Genomic DNA, 17,750 nt, shown 5'->3' on the forward strand with positions numbered 1-17,750 from the left:
GATAAAAAAGAAGAGGGATGATTGCATAAAATCATCTCTCTTCTTTTTTATTTTGATGATACTCATGATAAACATGATAGAGGTTCAGTTCGTACTCTTTCTTTGCATTTGTAACGACCGTATCTAAAATCATACCGGTAACTAGTGAAAGTAAAGCTAGGATCATCAATCCTGTACTTAATATGGCTGAAGGGACTTTAGTAATAAAGCTCGTCAACATAAACTCCCGAATGACAGGAATCCCAGTGAACAGACCAGCTAAAAAGAAAATGACTGTCCAGATATTGAAAAATAGGATAGGTTTATAATCTTTACACATTTTAATAATCATCATAATGACTTTGAAGCCATCAGAAAAGGTATTCAATTTTGATTCGCTACCTTCTGGGCGATCACGGTAATCAATAGGGAGCTCAACTAATTTGAATTTTTTATCTAAGGCATGAATGGTCAATTCCGTTTCGATTTGGAATCCCGCACTCATGATTGGGAAGCTTTTAACAAAAATACGATTAAATCCGCGATAGCCAGTCATCACGTCTCTTATTTTTGTTTTATATAAACGAGTGATCGTATTTTTAACTAAATTATTGCCAAAATCATGGAAGGCGCGTTTATTTTCTTCAAAGTAAGTGCCATTAGAAAGACGGTCGCCAATAACCATATCAGCTTCGCCAGAACGTAATTTTTCTAAAAGTCCATGTACGGCTTCGGCTGGATATGTATCATCTCCGTCTACCATCAAATAATAATCAGCATCAATGTCAAAAAACATTTGACGTATGACATTTCCTTTACCTTGACGAGGTTCTTTTTTTACAATAGCACCCGCGGCAACTGCTAAGTCGTAGGTGTTATCCGTTGAGTTATTATCGTATACATAAATATCTGCTTCTGGTAACTCTCGTTTAAAGTCGGCAATGACTGTGGGAATCGTTGCTTCTTCATTATAACAAGGAATCAGGACAGCAATTTTTTCTGTGTGATTCATTTTTCACTCTCCTAAATAAATTGAAAAAGTTTAAACTAAGCATAACCTATCATGTACGTTTATACCAGTTTTTACGCAAAAAAAGAAGCTCTTATCCATAGGAAAGCCTATTTCTAAGAGAATCTTTTAAAAATGAAATCAAGCATCTGTTCCTTTTTTTCTAGAAATATCTAAAACAGTACCAGTATAGGCATCTGCTAAAAATTCATAATAGACGACTTCACCATCTTCTATGCGAGAAATCCCACCACGATAAGCTTTTGAATGGATTGCAAATTTACGTGTCGGTTCTTTCTCAAAAGAGATCCAGGAGCCTTCAATCGAGCCTTCGTCTAAAAATGCTTCTTTGATGGTAGCTAAGACTTCATCAGCGGACATCGTTTTGTTACGGTTGTACCATAGTGCAGTTGCCACGCCACTTAATAATCCTAAACCAAGTCCGACAGCTAAACCACCTTTGAAATAGGCCTGTTCACTTTCTTCATACATACTGCTTGCCCTCCTTTACAATTACACAAGTTTCTTTGGCTTTATTTTACCACACTATCGGATTTTCTTTGAAATAAATAACCGTTTTGAAATAAAATACGGTATAATGATCACGATAGATTTGTCCAGATGCTATTTTTTTAAGACAAATCAAAGCTGAGATTGAAAGGAGACAAGTCTGAATTATAGACGATCATTATTATGGATGAAAAAACATTTCAACGTATCAAAGAATTAACAGAATTACAAGGAACAAGCGGTTTTGAACAAGATATCCGCGCGTACATGGAACAACACATGGAGCCACTAGTTGATGAATTACAATTAGATGGATTAGGTGGGATCTTTGGATTGCGCCATCACCAAGAAGCGGATGCCCCTCGTGTCATGGTGGCAGCACACATGGATGAAGTTGGTTTTATGTTGACACAAATCCAAGATAACGGATTGTTCAAAGTGGTTCCGCTAGGCGGTTGGAATCCTTATGTAGTGTCGGCTCAACGCTTTACATTGAAGACATCAACAGGGAAAAATTACCCATGTATTTCTTCTTCCGTGCCTCCACATTTATTACGTGGTACAAGCGGTCAAAAGTCAGTCGAAGTAACAGATATTTTATTTGATGCTGGTTTTGAATCAAAAGAAGAAGCAATGAGTTTTGGTGTCCTACCAGGAGATACGATCGTACCTTATGCAGAAACGATCAAAACAGCAAACGGCAAAAATATTATCAGTAAGTCATGGGATAACCGTTACGGTTGTACGATGGTCTTGGAAGCATTAGAAGCCCTAGAAAAAGAAACATTAGGTCATACGCTGATCGCCGGCGCTAACGTCCAGGAAGAAGTTGGTTTACGTGGATCAAAAGCTTCAGTGAACAAATTCAAACCTGATCTATTCTTTGCGGTAGACTGCTCTGCAGCAGATGATACAGTAACGAAAAAAGGCACATTTGGTCATCTAGGAGAAGGCACCTTGATGCGTATCCAAGATCCAGGATTGATCATGTTGCCACGTTTACGTGAATATTTACTAGATATTGCTGAAACAAACAATATTCCATATCAATACTTTGTATCAAAAGGTGGTACCGACGCGGGTGCTGCTCATACACAAAATGAAGGAATCCCAAGTACCGTTATCGGTGTGGTTGGGCGCTATATCCATACGCATCAAACGATGTTTAGTATCCGTGACTTTGAAGCAGCCAGAGAAATGTTGATCCAAACATTGAAGGGCTTAGATAAATCAACGGTGAATACGATCGTTTACGGAAAATAAGTAATCAACGAGTGAAGGCTATCCGCTTTTGCTCGTTTTTTATTTTTTAGATATAGTTTGGTCAGTTTTTTGTAAAGGTGTATAATTTAAGTAAAATATAGAATAAGAAAGAAGTGTAAACCTATGATTACTCCTAAAAGTCTTGAAGAAGTAGCCGGTTATGTTGAAAAAGGCAATCATATCTTTTTCTTTACTGCCGATTGGTGTGGTGATTGTCGCTTCATCAAACCACAAATGCCAGAGATCGAGCGTCGCTTTTCAGATTGGACATTTGTCGAAATGGATCGTGATGCGTATATCGACTTAGCAGCAGAATGGAATATTTTCGGTATTCCAAGTTTTATTGTCATCAAAGATGGGAAAGAGCTAGGTCGTCTGGTCAATAAAGATCGTAAAACAAAAGAAGAAATCGAACAATTTTTAAAAAAAACGATTCAGCAGTGAGAAACGAGAGGAGTGGGAAAAATGGAACAAGCATATAAGAAAATATTAGTTGGAATTGACGGAAGCGAGCAAGCGTTTGCTGCATTCAAAAAAGCCGTTGAGGTAGCTCGTAGAAATGAAGGCACAGTATATGCGACGAATGTGATCGACCAACAATTTTATCAATTTATGGGGTATACGCCTATTGACCAATCCTTGATCGATCAACAGACTGAATCAGCAAAAGAATTGATTGAAGAATGTAAAAATTACGGCAAATCCGTTGACTACCAAAAAATAGAAGGTATTGTGGCTTACGGTTCGGTCAGAGAATCTATGGCAGTAAAACTACCAAAGAAATATCAAATCGACTTGATCATGATTGGTCAATCAGGGTTAAATGCCGTTGAACGTTTTATGACTGGTAGTGTGGCAAGCTATGTGATTCGACAAGCTCCGTGTGATGTCTTAGTCGTTTCAGAACCAAGAGAAGCCTAGTTTTTGATTCAATAGGCAGATCCTTGAACAAAAAAGACGAGGAAACGAAAGATGGTGCATTTCGTTTCCTCGTCTTTTTTTGTGATCCGTGCTTTCTTTTTATTCCGGCAAGCTTTTCTAAGAGAATTTATCATGCAAGAACCGCCTTTTTTTGTTAAGATAAAGCAAGAGAGTTTGGCGCTGGACTATGTGGGGTTTCCCGAAAGTACGATGTATTCAGTTGCCATAAATAAAAAACAACTTCAACAAATGATATTGGAGGAAACAAAATGATTTTTGCTTATAATCGCGCACATGTGGGCGACACACTAATGGTGATCGTAGCCGACGATAAAGGGACGGAAAATACCGCTATTCGCAAATGGAATGTTGCGCAGATCAAAGATGAATCTGGCCAAATCGTTGCATGGAACTTTTTCCATATCTCAGATCATCTAACAATTGAAGGCAACGGCCAAGTAACAATCTCAGAAGAACAACTAGCTGAATTGAACCGTTTGATCAAGGAAGCTGGCTTTGAAGAAACACTCGAAAAAGACAACCAGCCGAAAATCGTTGTTGGTTACGTCAAAACTTGTGAACCCCATCCAGATTCAGATCATTTATCTGTAACTGAAACTGAAGTAGATGGTGGTGAAGTTTTACAAATCGTTTGTGGCGCACCAAATATCGAAGCAGGTCAAAAAGTAGTCGTTGCCAAACCTGGTGCAATGATGCCAGACGGTATGATGATTTGGCCTGGAGAATTAAGAGGGGTCAAAAGTGATGGAATGATTTGCTCTGCAAAGGAACTTCACGTACCTAACGCCCCAGAGAAAAAAGGCATCTTAGTTTTACCTGAAGATGCGATAGTTGGCGAAGCATTCAAAAACTAGCAATAATAAAAAAGACGACTACCTCCACTGAGATAGTCGTCTTTTTTTATTAATTATTTGAGCCATTGGAACTATTTGAATTTCCTTGATTTAATGCAGTATTATCAATTGTCAATTTGATATCTACAGTTTTTTCTTCTTCGCCACGGTAATAAGTGATCTTCACAGTGTCACCAACTTTTTTACCATAAAGCACAGACTGTAATTCAACACCAGATGAGACTTCTGTATCATCGATTTTTGTGATGACATCATATTGTTCTAAGCCAGCTTTTTCCGCAGGCGTTGCTGGTTGAACCGAACGAATGATCACGCCATTTGTTACAGAAGATGGTAATTTCAAGATCTGTTCCTGTTGTTGTGTAGAAACGGCGGAAAGATCGGTCATTGTGATACCCAGTGCAGGGCGTGTTACTTTTCCATCTTTTTCAAGTTGATTGATGATATTTACGACATCATTACTTGGAATCGCAAAGCCCATTCCTTCAACACTTACACTTGAAGAATCAGAAGTCGATGCAATTTTACTTGAATTGATACCAATGACTTGTCCTTCGATATTAACTAGTGGACCACCAGAGTTCCCCGGGTTGATCGCTGCATCTGTTTGAATCGCGTTGATATTGACCGTTTCATTAGATTCATTGGTACTTGTCACTTGGCGATTCAAGGAAGAAATGATCCCTGATGTTACGGAATTCGCGTATTGAGAACCTAGAGGAGAACCAATCGCAATCGCAGGTTCGCCGACTTTCAATGAAGCAGAATCGCCAAATGAAGCAACAGTGTCGACTTTGTCAGCACTGATTTTCAACACAGCTAAATCAGTGTAAGCATCTGTACCGACTAATTCTGCTTTCACTTTTGTTCCATCTTTTAATAAAACTTCTAACCCTTGTTGTCCATCGACCACGTGATTATTCGTCACGATATAAGCGGAACCGCCCTCTTTTTTATAGATCACACCGCTACCTTCACTGTAAGCTTGCAATTCGCCATCTTCGCCACTACTTTCTTGTTGTTGGCCAAATAATGAACCAAACGGGTCAGATGATGAACTTTGTTTTTGTAGGTTGATAACAGAAACAACTGCTCCTTGTACTTTATCTACTGCAGAAGTGATATCTGAATCTACATTGACTTTTACATTTTCGACAACTGTTTCGCCTGATGCATTTTGTGTCCCACTGCTAGAAGAAGTCGTTACTGAGTTACCACCTCCAGTTGCTGCATAAAAAATACCGAAAGTCAGTAATCCGCCAATCACGCCACCAACTACGCCAAGACCTAGCTTTCGCCAAATGCCATTAGATTTTCTTTTTTTCATTTTTGGTGTCACATCTCTTCTGTCCATGTGATCTGCCTCCATTTATTATTTTCTAGATAAGTTAAGTATAGACTTATTTACTAGATTTAGTCTACTTCCAGACTGTGAACTTTTTATGAAAAACATTAGGAAAAATAATTGTTTTCAGATGAAAAAATTAAATACAAACTTATACACAGAAATTGTGGAAAAGTATTTGTAAAAAATGCGTATAATTGTCCATAAAAGTTATCAACAACTTGTGGGAAAAGTGGAAAAATCTGTGCGAAACATATGTTTGCTTAAGAAATACTTATGAAACAAGTAATAAAACCACGATAAACTGTGGATAAACCTGTGGAAGATGTGTATAACTATGTGGGAAAACTTTTTTAAATCACTTTCTTGAATAAGCATCCTCAATTATAATAAGGAAGGAATAAATCGACATGGAAGAATGAGGAAAGGAAATAATTATGAATATAAAAATCATCTCAGTAGGAAAATTAAAAGAGAAATATCTGATTCAAGGAAGCAATGAGTACGTTAAGCGACTTAAAGCCTACGGGAAAATCGAACTAATAGAAGTACCTGACGAAAAAGCACCAGAAAATCTTAGCGAAGCTCAAATGCGCCAAGTCAAAGAAAAAGAAGGCGAGCGTATACTCGCAAAAATCAAAGATCATGAATTTGTCTACGCTTTAGCGATCCAAGGCGAAAATCCTACTAGTGAAGCCTTTGCAAAGCAAATTGATCAATTAGGCATCCAAGGAAAAAGCCAGCTCGTCTTTGTCATCGGTGGCTCGTTAGGATTAAGCGATGACGTCATGCAACGCAGCAATGCCCAAATCTCTTTCGGCAAAATGACCTACCCCCATCAACTGATGCGCCTGATCCTCGTTGAACAAATTTATCGCGCATTTCGGATCAATACTGGGGCTCCGTACCACAAATGAAATAATTATCCATATCAAGATCGACTGTCAATAAATGGCGGTCTTTTTTTGTTATTTTAACGATTATGAGACTAAAACGATGTTTTATGATATATTTTATTTTTTCAATTGATTATTATATTAAAATGGAAATATGTCGAAGGTGTAAAATTAATTTTATCAGTTATTTTATTTGATCAAAGGGCTCATTTTTTTATGAAATAATAAAAATCGCTTTAATCGTTTTAAATATGAAAATAATTCAGAAAAAATTCGTATTTAGTTTAAGAAGACCAGTATCTAAAGAGCAAAGCTATCGTTTAGGAAAAAGAATGTTGCAAGAAATCAACCATCAAATATCTAAGAAGGTGAACGAATGTCAATAGACAATGAAATGATCTATGAGAATCAAAAAGAAATTTGGAAAGTGGAACAGCAACAAGACGAATTAGTAAATGGGAAACGTAGGTTAGAAAACCAGCTCCTTCAATTAGAAAAAGAACTTCAAAGAGGTTTTCGCCAATTATCTGAATTGAATCATGAAGATATCCAACAAGGTATGACCAATGCAATTTGGATGCAGAAGGAGTATGAAGCAAAGCAACAAACATTTCAACAACAATTTCATCAGGCACATGAAGAACTTGATTTTTCGTACAGGAAAACTTTACAAGGATTAGAAGTAGAAAGAGAAGAGTTGTTTGCAGAAAGGAGAACATTTAAGTGGGGAATCATCAGAATTTATGTCAGCGTTAAAGAAGAACTTAGCTAGTAGTAAAGAAACGATCAATCAACTAAAGAGAGGAAGTCAAAAAGTCGTGTCAGCTGTTAACGGAAACGAATTATCTGGTGCAGCATATACAGCAGGAAAAGGATTATTTAGTGAATTGATCATTCCGACAATTACACGAACAACGAATGCGATTGAAAAAATTGAACAGGAGCTACAAAGGTATAAAGTCTCGGATCAGATTGTAGCAATGGAAGGATACTTGGATGAGAACAAACTGAACCAGCAACTGGCGACGACGCGAGTTATGAAAGCATCAGTAGACACGACTTCTGCTTTTGTTCAGTCCAAAGCACAAAGTAATCCGTTCGTCGGCATTCTCGAAACATTGCTAAATGTCCAACGATATCTAGAACGTATGTCAGAGAGCTTTCAACAAGATATTGATCAATTACAAAATAAGCTAAAAAAATTACATAATTTCAATTCTCAAACTAGTGGATTATTCAGTCATAGTTTGGATGAATTGAAACTGGCAATGCAGGGTGTATTAGTGTTAAAGAATACGAGAGTGAGGACAGATGGTTCATATTTGTTACCCGAGGGGATAAATAAAAAGTGGTTTACTGAGGTTGGAACTGATAATAAGGTGAAGCAAATATTGGAGAAATTGACTGAGAAGATAGACTATGCCCATTCTATAGGGAACACTACATTAAGTGTCATCAAAGAATATGGTAAAGCAACTAAAGTAAAAGCAATAAGACTTGGGTCTAAGTCAGTTTCTAATTATTCGTTCTCTCGTACAACTAGGTACGCTAAAACATTAGAGAGTGTTAGTGATGATTTATTAGATTCAGTGGAAATTGTAAGAAGTAATAATATGTGGAAAGGTATAGGGATTGCTGGTACGATTGCAGGTATAGCTTTTGATTATGATACTCAAATGAGTAAATATAATGATATTGAAAGAGCAACTAGAAATACAGTTGCATATACGATAATAGATGCTAGTGGCAAAGTTATGGGGGCTTATATTGGGGGCATTCTTGGAACCTTGATACCAATACCTGGTGCAGGATCCGTACTAGGCGCAGTTATTGGAGCTGGTATTGGGAGTTTTGGAGAGCATGTATATGATTGGATTGAAACGGGGAAAGCTAAAAAAGCTTTTGATAATATTGGAAAAACTATTTCTTTAGGAATAAACAGTTTGAAAAACGATGTTGGTAAAGTCTTTGCCGGTTTTGGGCAATCATTAGGGAGTATATTCGGATGAAAAAGAAGAAGATTATTCCACTTTTGAAAATATCAGGAAATTCATCAATATATTTTGATTTTGAAAAGAGCACTCCATATGTACAACATTTTAAAGGGGCTTATACGGAAACAGCAGGAAAAAGCTACTCTAAAAGTAGAACTTTTTGGACAAGTCAAGTTCTTATGGTAGGAATGGTGACGTTTGGAACCATTTTAGATAGATTACTTATTTTTCCAGTTTTAGTTAGTTTACTTCTTGTGTGGTGTCTAGGATATGTGTTAGCACACGTTTTTATAGGAATAATGATAACTAATTCATTGGGAGAAAAAGAATATAGAAATTTTTCTCCCAATGAAATTCAAGGAGTTGTATCTAACTCACCAAAGTTTTGGATATTGTTGTTTGTCGAGTTTTTATTGACTATAGGAATACTCTTTGTTTCTATTATTTCGATTTTTGATCATATGCTAAAAGGTGAAGATTTTATAGAACTTTTATTTGGTGTGTTTAGTTTAGCAAGTTTAAGAAAAATAGTACCGCCTATTTTAGGAATTAAAGCAGGGGGAATACTAAAAAAATAAATAAAGGAAGGAAAATTTCATGATCAATAAACATATTTTACCATTAGGAAGTGTAGTGCTATTAAAAGGCGGAGATATCAAACTTATTATTGTTGGACGGGCACAGCTTTTTAATAATGAAGGAGCGATTGGTTATTTTGACTATTCTGCTTTAGGTTATCCGCAAGGTGTAATAGCGGAATCCAATTTTGCATTTTTTAATGATAAAGATATAAAGAAAGTCTTATTTGAAGGATATCGAGATGAGCAAGAAGTAGCGTTTGCTGATTCTTACGAAGAAAACATAAAAAACATACCTTATCCTAAATTAGTGATTGAAAGAGAGATTGAAGAGGAACCAGAAACTTTTGGGTTTTAAAAATTTAGTTATTAATATGGAATAACAGAAATAAAATACTATAGAACTGTTTTGAAACTAATTAAGTAATAGCTTATAGTGCTAAATTTTTCAGAATCAACTGAGAAACTTGAAGGTGGCTTTAGAGGATAGGAAACAACTGTGCCCAAGAGATTAAAAGAATTAATAGCAGATATTATTTACTGGAATTAAATGATAGATTGTACATTGTTGATTATTTTAAGTTAATGAGGCTGAGAAACTTTTTTCCGTTTAGTACCTTTTACAACAACGCTCCGAAAGAAAGTTGGACTGCATATAAAGTAACTGGATCAGCAGAAATTTTTGAAGGTAAAAAAACACCTGAAATACAATTTTATGTTCCTGAATCTTATGGGATTTTCGGTGTTTTTGTAATTAGTCCTTTTCTTATATTTTTGGGCTATCTTGAATCAATATATTTAGCTCTATTGATTGCTAGTCTTCTTAGTACATATGGAATAATATCAACCTGTCGACTATTACATAACAATAAGAAAGTGAAAGAACTAGTTAAAGATACGACAATTGTACAGTTAGTACTTGTTGAAAATAAAAGGTCAAAAATCTATGTTGTTCAGAGTAATTTTTTTTCATGTGTATATGGTATATTTGTAGGCTACCTATTTATATCAGCAATTTTATCAGGTGACTTTTGGGAGGTTATTTTTGTTTTGTTAGTATCACCTACAACTTCATTAATATTTGGAAAAATCATATCAAATTTTAGAGAAGTCCCAGATGTATCTTCTAAATATCAAATTGAAAAAAGATAAAAATCACATGAAAGATTATCAATTGAAATGATTGTACATTTGAAACCATTATTCTAATCTATTACGGGAATAAACAGAAGAATGTTTGAAAAGAAAGAATATGACTACTAGAATTTCCAAAATTTAAGTTTATATAGAATGTGTATTTATTTTTTAGTCCACCTTTAAGTATTTAGGAACATAGGTGCTGTATCTTTGAGTGTCTATCAAGAAATCCTACCAAATAAAGAAAAATTAGGAAATCATTCATTGTTCCATAGGAATCTTGTAATAATTATTTGATAAGGTATCATCGTGGGGGATTGAGAAAGAGGATTCGTAATTTATGCCTAAGATTACAATGATGTTTTTTATTTTTCCAATTCAAAATCGTTCGTTATTTTTTTAAGGGACACATAGATATGCGGAATAATAAGAATTTTCTGAAAATTACTCTTTTGTTTCTCTCATGAAGATGTTAAAATGGTTGTTAAACTATAAAGGGGTGATTGTTTGTTAGAGAAATTCTTGGACATGTCGTTAGTTCAACGTATTGGTTGCGGTATTTTAATTGGTATAATATTAGGTATTTTTTTACCGACCTGGGGATTTATTGCTTTATTAGGAACGTTGTTCGTTAGTTGTTTAAAAGCGATTGCGCCGCTGTTAGTGTTTTTCTTGACTGCAGCTTCAATTGCAAAACATAAAATGGGGAATGAGACATTTGTAAAACCGATTTTAGGATTGTATTTAGGGGGGACTTTTTTCGCGGCTTTTGTGGCGGTGATCACTAGTTCGATTTTTACGGTACCGATCACTCTGCAGGAAACTGCTTCGGAACAAGCGCCTCAAAATATTGGGACTGTTTTATCAACGATGCTGACCAATGTCACGCAAAATCCGATTCAAGCAATTATTGACTCTAATTATTTAGGTGTGCTATTTTGGGCGGTATTATTAGGATTGGCATTGCGGGCACGTACGGAAGCAACGAAAGAAGTTATCGATCAGATTTCGGTCGCATTGTCACAGGTGGTTCAATTGATTATTTCTTTCGCTCCGATCGGTATTTTGGGGTTAGTTTATGAATCAATTGCAACAACAGGTCTTTCTGGACTGACCGAGTATCTCCAATTAGTTCTTGTGTTAGTAGGTACGATGCTCTTTGTTGCTTTGATCATCTATCCATTACTTACTTTTTTGTTTATCAAAGAAAATCCCTATCCATTAATTTTCTTTTGTTTAAAAGAAAGTGCAATTTCTGCTTTCTTTACGCGTAGTTCTGCGGCGAACATTCCGATCAATATGATGTTGGCAGAAAAACTGAAATTAACAAAAGAATCTTATGCTATTTCGATTCCATTAGGAGCAACGATCAATATGGGGGGAGCAGCAGTGACGATTACAGTGATGACGTTAACGACTGTTCAAGCACTAGGTATCGAAGCTTCTTTCGCCTTAAAATTGATTTTAAGCATCTTGGCGGCTTTAGCTGCTTGTGGTGCATCTGGAGTAGCTGGGGGTTCATTACTATTGATTCCTTTGGCTTGTAGCTTATTTGGTATCTCAAATGATATTGCGATGCAAGTGGTAGGAATCGGGTTTATTATTGGGGTCATCCAAGACTCAGTTGAGACAGCTTTAAATTCTTCCAGTGACTTACTATTCACCGCAATTGGTGAATTGGGTGCTAGAAAAAGAAATGGCGAGGATGTTTCGATCAAAAGTCGTTTGAGTGAATTGCAATAGAGGCATCTTTCTACCATCATTTCAAATTACATTTTTTAAGTCAACAGCAATCGTCTGTTGGCTTTTTTCATATTTTTTACTGTGAGTAGAATTATTTAGTTGTTTCTGAGTATACTAAAAAAAGACTTCGATTAGTAATGTGCAGACTATCTCATTATTTTTTAATGATTTTTGTGGTCTTCTAATCGGTTGTTTGAAAAATTATAGTAAACATAGAAGGTGATGGAAAATGAAAGTTATGCACTATCAGGAAAATAAAATGCGCAGAATAACCATTCTCAATCGACTGTTGAATTTTGAACACTTAAGTTACCAACAGCTTTCTGATGAATACTTTGTCTCACGAAGTAGTATTGCCAATGATCTTTCTTATGTGAAAGATATTTTTACCAAAGAAGGATTGAATTTGACATTTGATCGTTCGGGAACATTTTTTGAAGGAAATGAAATTCAAATCCAACGTGTGTTGAAGCGGACCATCCTTAATCATTTCAATGAACTAGAAGTGGTAGCAGAACTAATAGATCAGCAGATTTTAAGAAGAATCGAGCAAGCTTTTCGTCAAGGAATCAACGAAAAACAAATGGAGATTCCAGAAAGTTATTTCAAAAGCATTGTGATTTCAATTTTATTGATTATCCAACGCTCAAAAATGGGTGAAAAAATAGATTTGATCGGTAAGAATCAGTATGGAAAATATTTCTTGGAGTTCAATAAGTACCCGCTGGTGTATGAACTATTAAAAAAATTAGAGGACCAGAAAATTTATCAGTTCACACAAGAAGAGGTCCAATATTTAACTTACATTATCGTAGGAAGTGGCTTGAAATTCTTTATGAAAAGTGAAAATATTCCTTTTGCTTTTTGCGGGAAAATTCGACAATTGATCCAAAAGGTTAGCGAAGGTATCCAGATTGATTTAACACAAGATAACCGTCTAGAAGAAGATCTTCTAGTACATCTGTATCAATTACTTTTACGAATTGAAGCGCAAACAACGATCGTCAATCCATTGATTGATGGAATCAAACAAAATTATCCGTCCATTTATGGGGTTGTATGGTTTGCATTAAAAGATTTTCGTTGGCCAAGTGAAGTGAATCTATCTGAGGATGAAGTTGGGTTTGTCACCATTCATTTTCAAGCTGCTATCGAGAGGATCAAACGATTAAACAAATTATTATTTGTCTGCCCGAATGGCATTGGAACAAGTTCATTTGTTTCAGCCAAAATACGAAGAATCTTACCTGATATTGACAGCATTGAAACTGCCTCTATTGATAAGTTGACTTACATGGATCTATCAGAAATTGATTTTATTATTTCTACAGTCGATATACCCAAGCAATCAAAGCCTGTCGTCAGAATTTCACCCATGGTGACTAGTCGCGATATGAAACGAATCATGAATCATTATATCGATTTAGTGATTGATCATGAGCATATGAAAGAAAGGCGGATCTTACCTGAAAAAACAAAACAATTGCTTGCGTCCAATATTTATTTTGGTCATTATGGGTCAAAAGAAGAAGCAATCCATTTTCTGATGGAGCAGCAAAACTTTAAAAATGACTATAAGAAACAACAATACACCCAGTCGGTTTTTGACCGAGAAGCAATCCAATCTACTTATCTCGATAACGGTTTTGTGATTCCTCATGGTAATCCGCTATTCGTAGAAGAGACTGCTATTGCGATATTAGTAGCGGATAAACCAGTTAATTGGGGAAATCAAAAAGCAGATATCATCGTATTATTGATGATCCGAGAAGAAGATGTGAAAGAAGTTGAAGCAGTGATGAAACTGATCATGCAAGGGATAGGTGATAAAAACTGGTTCATCTCAAAAATGTTGGAGGTAAAAGAATGAGTAGAATTGATCCATTATTGGCAAAAGAGCAGATCCAAGTAATCGATACAGTGGAAAATTGGGAGACTGCCGTTGAGATTGCAAGTGAGCCTTTGTTAAAAAGCAAAATGATAACGCATACTTATATGGATAATATGATCAAAAGTGTAGAAGAGCATGGTCCATATATGGTTTTAACCGACTATTTTGCCCTCATGCACGCCAAACCAGGCGTAGGAGTGAATGAACAAAGCATGAGTCTTTTAGTCGTAAAAAATGTAGTAGATATGAAAGACAAAGCGGTGAAAATATTTTTGATCTTAGCTGCGAAAGATAGTGAGAGCCATCTGGATAAATTGCAAGAAATCATGTCCATATTTATGGATGAAGTGAAGTATCAAACTATTTTATCGGGAAATAAGGAAAAAATAATCCAATTACTAACCTAAGGAGGAAAAAAAATGAAAATTTTAGCAGTATGTGGATTTGGTGTTGGAAGTTCAATGGTTTTAAAAATGTCGATTGATAAGGTGATCAAAGAACTAGGGCTCAAAGCTACAGTAGAGAATACTGATTTATCCTCAGCAAAAGTGACTCAAGCAGATGTTTATTTTACTAGTAATGAATTACTACCAGAACTTAAAGCTTCGGTCAAAGCGCCTGTTTATCCAATCAAAAAATATATGGATACAAATGAAGTAAAGGCACAATTAGAACAATATTTAGCAAATAAGGAGGGCTAGACTGATGAATTTTATTAGCAATCATATTTTGAAAAATCCACCTGTTATTTTAGCCCTGATCGGTTTGATCATCCAACGAAAGTCATTTTCAGAAATCATTAAAGGTTCCTTGACCGCAGCCTTTGGGATGGTGGCTTTAACGGCTGGTGTAAATATGTTGGTAGGGACGATAGCTCCTATAAATACGGCGGTCCAGACACAATTAGGTGTGCAAGTTACTGAAGGGTTATCTGATGTGACTTTTACAGCAGAATACGGTGGTACAGTCGGTTTAGCCATGTTCTTAGGATTGATCATCCATTTGTTGATTGCTCGTTTTACACCAGTCAAAACGATTTTTCTGACTGGACATATGCTGTGGTGGTTCCCATTTGTATTTGTAGCTGCCGGAGTAGAGGCTGGTCTAACTGGTACTTTACTGATTGGGATTAGTGCATTATTGTCTGCTTGCTATTGGTCATTCATGCCATGGATCATGCGCAAATATGTTTGGGATGCTACCGGTGATGATTCTTTCTTGATCGGTCATCCGACAGGGATCTTATCATTGATTTCAGGATTTGTGGCAAAGCGTGTGGGAAATAAAGAAAAATCGACAGAAGAGATCAATGTTCCAGAGAACCTTTCATTTTTTCGTGAAATTTCGATCACGGGAGCATTGGTCATGTTTCTTATGAATGTGGTAGTGGGGATCATCGCACCAGTTTTGATTCCAGAAGGTGGGAATCTTGTTATGTTTGCCATTGAAGCTGGGTTGAATTTCGGTGCTGGATTATTGATCATGTTGTATGGTGTTCGTTTATTGATTAATCAAATTATTCCAGCTTTCCAAGGGATTGCTGAAAAAGTGGTACCAGGTGCGAAACCTGCTTTTGATGTCCCGATCCTATTCAACTATCGTCCGAATGCGGTCATTATTGGTTTTATCGTTGCGATGATCACTTCAACGATTTTAGTTGTCTTAGCAAATTCATTCCAGTTATTTGGTGTACTGATCGTACCATTGGTCATTACAAGTTTCTTTGAATGTGGTGGAGCCGCAGTCATTGGTGAAGGCCAAGGCGGTTTTCGTGGGGCAGTTCTCGGAACGATTGCAGCATCTGTCACAATGGTTGCTTTAGTTGGTTTTTCTGCCATGATTTTCAGTACAACGATCCAAAGTTGGATCTTGATTTTTGGCGGAAACGATTTGTCATTGTGGGGAATGATTGGACGAGGAATCAGCAGTTTATTTGGAGGGTTTTAAATGTTTCGTTACATGGATAAAATCAGAGAACTATTAACAATTGTCGAAGAAAAAGAAAGGCAATCAATTGGAGAAGCGATTGAATTATTGACTCAATCAAATTTACAAAAACATTCTATTTATATTTTTGGTGCCAGCCACGCGGGTATTTTAGCAGAGGAAATGTATTACCGTGCTGGAGGAATGATGACGATCAATGCAATATTTGGACGAGAAGTGATGTTGGATCGAAATCCAGTAACCTTTACGAGTCAAATGGAGCGATTAGAAGGCTATGGAATGGCCCTAGCCGGAACGATTCCTTTTAAAGAAAATGATGTATTAATTCTTCATTCAGTATCTGGCAGAAACCCGATCATTATTGATTTAGCTAAAGTGGCAAAAGAAAAAGGAGTAAAAATCATCGCACTAACAAATGTATCCTACTCGAAATCTGTAACTAGTCGCCATTCATCAGGGGAACGATTATTTGAAATTGCGAATATCGTGATCGATAACCACGGCGATATCGGAGATGCGTGTTGTGAACTAACAGGGCTATCACAAAAGGTCGGGCCTTCTTCTACGGTGATTGGAGGGACCATTCTCAATACGATCATCGTAGAAGTTTGTGAACAGTTGATTTCTGAGGGAGTGAAACACCCACCGATTTTTTATTCTGCCAATATAGACGGTGGCGATCAATTGAATGCTGAATTATTTGAAACGTACAAAGAGGTCATTCATTATCCATTCACTTAAACTAGCTCGTCGTGAACCATTGATTTTAAAATGATAACTTTTTTGAGAATATAGTTAATAAGCTCTATCAAAGCAAAAAATCCTTTGATTTTAAACCACTGAATGTGACAGAATCAATAGGATTTTTTGTTTTGCAATTAAATTGAAAATGTTATTCTGTATATAAGAATAAAAGTGTTTTGGAGGAGTACATGGTTTTTTTACGACGTTATGGGCTTTATTTTTTATTTCTAGGAGTGTTGAGTGATTTTTCAACACCTTATATTTTGGGCTTGTTCTATCCAGGTTTAGATCAATTAAGGCTGCCAATCAGTGTATTCGGTGACGTCACAAGTCCAGTGAGAACATTCTTTCTTGTTTGTTCTGTTTTTTCAGGCATCTTTTTTAGCTTATCCTTACCTGCGCTGTATTCTTCGTTTGAAAAAGTATCTACTCATTTAGCGAAATGGTTGGTTGTTTCACTAGGTTTCTATGCGATAGGCGATTGCCTTTTTACAGGATTGTTTAGTCTTAACACCCAAGCTACTTCGTGGGATTTCTCAACGTGGGTACATAATGTTGGTTCTAGTTTAGGTTATAGTGGCTTTCTTTTATTTCCGGTTTTTGCTTTATTGCTCTATCGAAAAGAAGCGAATCAACCAATCAGTCGAGTGTATATCGTTTTAATCAGCTTGAGTCTGCTGAGTGCGATGATTTACGGACTGGCAAGGATCCCAGTGCTGAATCACCTTCCACTATTAGATAAACTAGGTTTTTGTCAAAGATTGAGTTACTTCTTCAATTATTTAACGATCATATCAGTAGGTACCAACCAACTAAAACGAGTGACAAAATAGCTGTTTGGGTGAGCGAAATGGTTATTTCTAAACAATCGAATAAGCGAGCTTCCTGAAGAGGATTTTTTCGAGAAATGAGCCGCGC

21 protein-coding genes are annotated in these 17,750 nt (G+C 36.3%); 18 read left to right on the plus strand and 3 right to left on the minus strand.

What is annotated here, in order from left to right:
- Positions 1-31: 31 nt before the first annotated feature.
- Complete coding sequence (locus IGJ95_RS01585) at positions 32-991, minus strand: glycosyltransferase family 2 protein (protein WP_062805833.1); 960 nt, start codon at positions 989-991, stop codon at positions 32-34.
- Positions 992-1,129: 138 nt separating this feature from the next.
- Complete coding sequence (locus IGJ95_RS01590) at positions 1,130-1,480, minus strand: PepSY domain-containing protein (RefSeq protein WP_019724280.1); 351 nt, start codon at positions 1,478-1,480, stop codon at positions 1,130-1,132.
- Between the two features lie 201 nt (positions 1,481-1,681).
- Here IGJ95_RS01590 and pepA point away from each other — a divergent pair, with 201 nt between their 5' ends.
- From pepA to ytpR, 5 genes are all read left to right on the plus strand, one after another.
- On the plus strand, positions 1,682-2,761 hold the full coding sequence (pepA, locus tag IGJ95_RS01595; protein ID WP_023518981.1) for a glutamyl aminopeptidase: 1,080 nt from the start codon (positions 1,682-1,684) through the stop codon (positions 2,759-2,761).
- 123 nt (positions 2,762-2,884) lie between these two features.
- Positions 2,885-3,205, plus strand: a complete 321-nt coding sequence (locus IGJ95_RS01600) for a thioredoxin family protein (protein WP_023518982.1) — start codon at positions 2,885-2,887, stop codon at positions 3,203-3,205.
- Positions 3,206-3,226: 21 nt separating this feature from the next.
- Positions 3,227-3,682 carry a universal stress protein gene (locus IGJ95_RS01605; RefSeq protein ID WP_010736527.1) on the plus strand — a complete coding sequence of 152 codons (456 nt, stop codon included), beginning with the start codon at positions 3,227-3,229 and terminating at the stop codon, positions 3,680-3,682.
- A 51-nt stretch (positions 3,683-3,733) separates the two neighbouring features.
- A complete protein-coding gene (locus IGJ95_RS01610) occupies positions 3,734-3,955 on the plus strand; it encodes a hypothetical protein (RefSeq protein WP_010736526.1) in 222 nt (73 codons plus the stop codon).
- Positions 3,952-4,557 carry a YtpR family tRNA-binding protein gene (ytpR, locus tag IGJ95_RS01615; RefSeq protein ID WP_010736525.1) on the plus strand — a complete coding sequence of 202 codons (606 nt, stop codon included), beginning with the start codon at positions 3,952-3,954 and terminating at the stop codon, positions 4,555-4,557. The genes IGJ95_RS01610 and ytpR overlap by 4 nt, the downstream gene beginning before the upstream one ends.
- 49 nt (positions 4,558-4,606) lie before the next feature.
- Here the strand turns inward: ytpR and IGJ95_RS01620 are convergent, their stop codons facing one another.
- Positions 4,607-5,911, minus strand: coding sequence for a S1C family serine protease (locus IGJ95_RS01620; RefSeq protein ID WP_010736524.1), 1,305 nt, complete (start codon positions 5,909-5,911; stop codon positions 4,607-4,609).
- Positions 5,912-6,339: 428 nt separating this feature from the next.
- On the opposite strand from IGJ95_RS01620, the gene rlmH reads away from it, so the two are divergent.
- The 13 genes from rlmH (at position 6,340) to IGJ95_RS01685 (ending at position 17,665) form a co-directional block, all read left to right on the plus strand.
- Positions 6,340-6,819, plus strand: a complete 480-nt coding sequence (rlmH, locus tag IGJ95_RS01625) for a 23S rRNA (pseudouridine(1915)-N(3))-methyltransferase RlmH (RefSeq protein WP_010736523.1) — start codon at positions 6,340-6,342, stop codon at positions 6,817-6,819.
- Positions 6,820-7,174: 355 nt separating this feature from the next.
- Complete coding sequence (locus IGJ95_RS01630; RefSeq protein ID WP_153829955.1) at positions 7,175-7,570, plus strand: hypothetical protein; 396 nt, start codon at positions 7,175-7,177, stop codon at positions 7,568-7,570.
- A complete protein-coding gene (locus IGJ95_RS01635; RefSeq protein WP_194179650.1) occupies positions 7,500-8,807 on the plus strand; it encodes a hypothetical protein in 1,308 nt (435 codons plus the stop codon). Before IGJ95_RS01630 ends, IGJ95_RS01635 begins: the two co-directional genes overlap by 71 nt.
- On the plus strand, positions 8,804-9,370 hold the full coding sequence (locus IGJ95_RS01640; protein ID WP_153829953.1) for a hypothetical protein: 567 nt from the start codon (positions 8,804-8,806) through the stop codon (positions 9,368-9,370). The genes IGJ95_RS01635 and IGJ95_RS01640 overlap by 4 nt, the downstream gene beginning before the upstream one ends.
- 19 nt (positions 9,371-9,389) lie before the next feature.
- The gene (locus IGJ95_RS01645; RefSeq protein ID WP_010736519.1) at positions 9,390-9,728 is read left to right on the plus strand and encodes a DUF4176 domain-containing protein; all 339 of its coding nucleotides are present in this window, start codon (positions 9,390-9,392) and stop codon (positions 9,726-9,728) included.
- A gap of 200 nt (positions 9,729-9,928) precedes the next feature.
- Positions 9,929-10,522, plus strand: coding sequence for a hypothetical protein (locus tag IGJ95_RS01650; protein WP_010736518.1), 594 nt, complete (start codon positions 9,929-9,931; stop codon positions 10,520-10,522).
- Positions 10,523-11,014: 492 nt separating this feature from the next.
- A complete protein-coding gene (gene sstT / locus IGJ95_RS01655; protein ID WP_034691300.1) occupies positions 11,015-12,250 on the plus strand; it encodes a serine/threonine transporter SstT in 1,236 nt (411 codons plus the stop codon).
- Between the two features lie 229 nt (positions 12,251-12,479).
- A complete protein-coding gene (locus IGJ95_RS01660; protein WP_010736516.1) occupies positions 12,480-14,120 on the plus strand; it encodes a BglG family transcription antiterminator in 1,641 nt (546 codons plus the stop codon).
- A complete protein-coding gene (locus tag IGJ95_RS01665; RefSeq protein ID WP_010736515.1) occupies positions 14,117-14,548 on the plus strand; it encodes a PTS sugar transporter subunit IIA in 432 nt (143 codons plus the stop codon). The genes IGJ95_RS01660 and IGJ95_RS01665 overlap by 4 nt, the downstream gene beginning before the upstream one ends.
- A gap of 12 nt (positions 14,549-14,560) precedes the next feature.
- The gene (locus IGJ95_RS01670; protein ID WP_010736514.1) at positions 14,561-14,842 is read left to right on the plus strand and encodes a PTS sugar transporter subunit IIB; all 282 of its coding nucleotides are present in this window, start codon (positions 14,561-14,563) and stop codon (positions 14,840-14,842) included.
- A 4-nt stretch (positions 14,843-14,846) separates the two neighbouring features.
- The gene (locus tag IGJ95_RS01675) at positions 14,847-16,088 is read left to right on the plus strand and encodes a PTS ascorbate transporter subunit IIC (RefSeq protein WP_153829951.1); all 1,242 of its coding nucleotides are present in this window, start codon (positions 14,847-14,849) and stop codon (positions 16,086-16,088) included.
- Positions 16,089-16,829, plus strand: coding sequence for a sugar isomerase domain-containing protein (locus IGJ95_RS01680; protein ID WP_010736512.1), 741 nt, complete (start codon positions 16,089-16,091; stop codon positions 16,827-16,829).
- 191 nt (positions 16,830-17,020) lie between these two features.
- A complete protein-coding gene (locus tag IGJ95_RS01685; protein WP_023518993.1) occupies positions 17,021-17,665 on the plus strand; it encodes a DUF998 domain-containing protein in 645 nt (214 codons plus the stop codon).
- Positions 17,666-17,750: the final 85 nt, after the last annotated feature.

Origin of the sequence: Enterococcus sp. AZ156 (assembly GCF_051714165.1) — a bacterium.
Classification (GTDB): domain Bacteria; phylum Bacillota; class Bacilli; order Lactobacillales; family Enterococcaceae; genus Enterococcus_B; species Enterococcus_B pernyi.